Below are 2,265 nucleotides of genomic sequence, written 5' to 3' on the forward strand. Positions count from 1 at the left end.
TGTACTAGCTCAGACCTGATCTGACAGTTACCCACTTTGTTGGTGCCTGTCAGATTATATCTGGGCTAGATTCTTTTCAGCCCAGATTAATTTCCCATCTAGTAATGTATCCATTGGCGTTCTGCCACAACACATTTTTCCCTGATGAGTACGATGATTGTTGTAGTAATCGATCCATTCGTCCAGATCTTTTTGTAGTTCCTCTAACGAACTGTAGAGATTTTTTCTGAACGTTACCTGATAAAACTCATTGAGTATGGTTTTATGGAACCGCTCGCAGATACCGTTTGTTTGAGGGTGTCTGGCTTTTGTCTTCGTATGATCGATATCATTGATGGCCAGATACAACTGATAGTCATGCTGGTCAACTTTACCGCAATACTCTGTTCCTCTATCGGTCAGGATTCGAAGCATTGGAAGCTCTTGAGCTTCGAAAAACGGGAGGACTCGGTCATTGAGTATGTCTGCAGAGGTAATTGGCGTCTTAGTCGTGTAGAGCTTAGCGAAAGCAACTTTGCTATAAGTATCGACGAAGGTTTGTTGGTAAATCCGCCCCACGCCTTTTAAGTTTCCAACATAAAATGTGTCCTGAGAACCAAGATAGCCAGGGTGATGCGTTTCAATTTCACCACAAGCTTCATCATCCTGTTTTTTCTTCTCCAGAGCGACGACCTGTTCTTCTGTAAGGATGATTCCATCATTCGCTACTTTAGCTTCCAGTGCCAAAAGGCGCTTTTTGAAGTTCTCTAAGTTGTGCCTTAACCAGATTGAACGAACTCCGCTACCTGAAACAAACACGCCTTTCTTACGTAATTCATTACTTGTACGAGCTTGTCCGTGAGCAGGAAATTCGATGGCATATGCTACAACAGCATTCTCAGTCTCTTCATCTACTCTGTTCTTGATATTAGGGGCTCTACGCGACTGATTGATAAGTGAATCTATACCACCATCCTCTACGAGTTCTTGATAACGGTAAAACGTATCTCTGGATACGCCCATGATCTTGCAGGCTTTGGATACATTCCCCAATTCTTCTGCGAGATTAAGAAGGCCTGCTTTGTGTTTTATGATTGGATTGCTAGTATGAAGCATGAGAGTTCGGAACTAATACATATAAACCAAACAAAGGTTGCTAAATAATTGTCCTTTGTTTGGTTTGCTTCATGGTTAAATTAATTTTAAATATTATCAGTGTCTCTAATAACTCTAACTATACTGTGTTCATCGAAAAGTTCTTCTAGAGCGTCAAATGAAATAGACCTCATATCATCTTTTTCTGCATTCATAGGAATAACACCTCCTTCTCGCAAAGCCTTTTCAACGTGATACTGATTTTTATATGCATAGTCTGAAATGATAAACTCTAAATTATTGTCAGAAATATCATTAAATCTCCACGCACTAAATGATATTTTGTCATTGTAACTTTCAAAGAGCTTATCTAAGTCCACAATGTAGATATCTCCTATCTTAGGTTTTTTCAGATAGGTTTTTGTCAATTCATTCTCAGTAAGGTAATCGTTATAGCCCCATATTGAGAACACCGCTATGATTACCGCCCAATATTGAACTGGGATAAACATGAATGTGCTTTTTCTACCAGTGAAGACTCGTTTGATTGATTTCTTTTCGTTCATAATCATTTGGGAAGAGCTTTCATCACTAGGCACTTGTTTTATATTGACTCGATAACCAAGTAACGCAATCAACAAAGTAGACATTACAGTAGCAATAGCTTTAAAAACAACCATCTCATCATATGCATCCTCATGATAAGCATTACCAATTAACTCCATCATCAAAAATGAACCAAATGTGATAAGAGGGACTAGCCAACCAACACCTCGCCAAATAAAAAACATATTATTAACCTTCTTATTATTTAGGTTTTAAACGCAAAAAAGCCCACTCAATATGAGCGGGCTTTCGAATAAATATCTCTAGTCTGTTTTTTTCTTTTCATCGTCTTAAATGACTTAATTTATTAATAATGCAAAAAAGCCAGCTATAAGCTGGCTTTTCTACATACTGCATAAATATGCAGAAATAATGGCAGGGGTGGAGAGATTCGAACTCCCAACACGCGGATTTGGAATCCGCTGCTCTGCCAATTGGAGCTACACCCCTAAAACTATTTGTCTCTTTCTTCTAAAGAAGAAAGTGGCGGAGTGGACGGGACTCGAACCCGCGACCCCCGGCGTGACAGGCCGGTATTCTAACCAACTGAACTACCACTCCACATGGTATCTTTTACTAAATAAA

Annotated in this window: 2 protein-coding genes and 2 tRNA genes; all 4 read right to left on the reverse strand. The window is 39.2% G+C overall.

Features of this window, described 5'->3' with window-relative positions:
- Positions 1-54 precede the first annotated feature (54 nt).
- The gene (locus F0227_RS21685; RefSeq protein WP_171755331.1) at positions 55-1,095 is read right to left on the reverse strand and encodes an IS481 family transposase; all 1,041 of its coding nucleotides are present in this window, start codon (positions 1,093-1,095) and stop codon (positions 55-57) included.
- Positions 1,096-1,181: 86 nt separating this feature from the next.
- The gene (locus F0227_RS21690) at positions 1,182-1,865 is read right to left on the reverse strand and encodes a hypothetical protein (protein ID WP_171755332.1); all 684 of its coding nucleotides are present in this window, start codon (positions 1,863-1,865) and stop codon (positions 1,182-1,184) included.
- Positions 1,866-2,053: 188 nt separating this feature from the next.
- Positions 2,054-2,130: transfer RNA gene (locus tag F0227_RS21695), tRNA-Trp, on the reverse strand.
- A 34-nt stretch (positions 2,131-2,164) separates the two neighbouring features.
- Positions 2,165-2,241, reverse strand: a tRNA-Asp gene (locus F0227_RS21700).
- Between the last annotated feature and the right edge of the window lie 24 nt (positions 2,242-2,265).

Source organism: Vibrio sp. 99-8-1, from assembly GCF_013114595.1.
GTDB lineage: Bacteria > Pseudomonadota > Gammaproteobacteria > Enterobacterales > Vibrionaceae > Vibrio.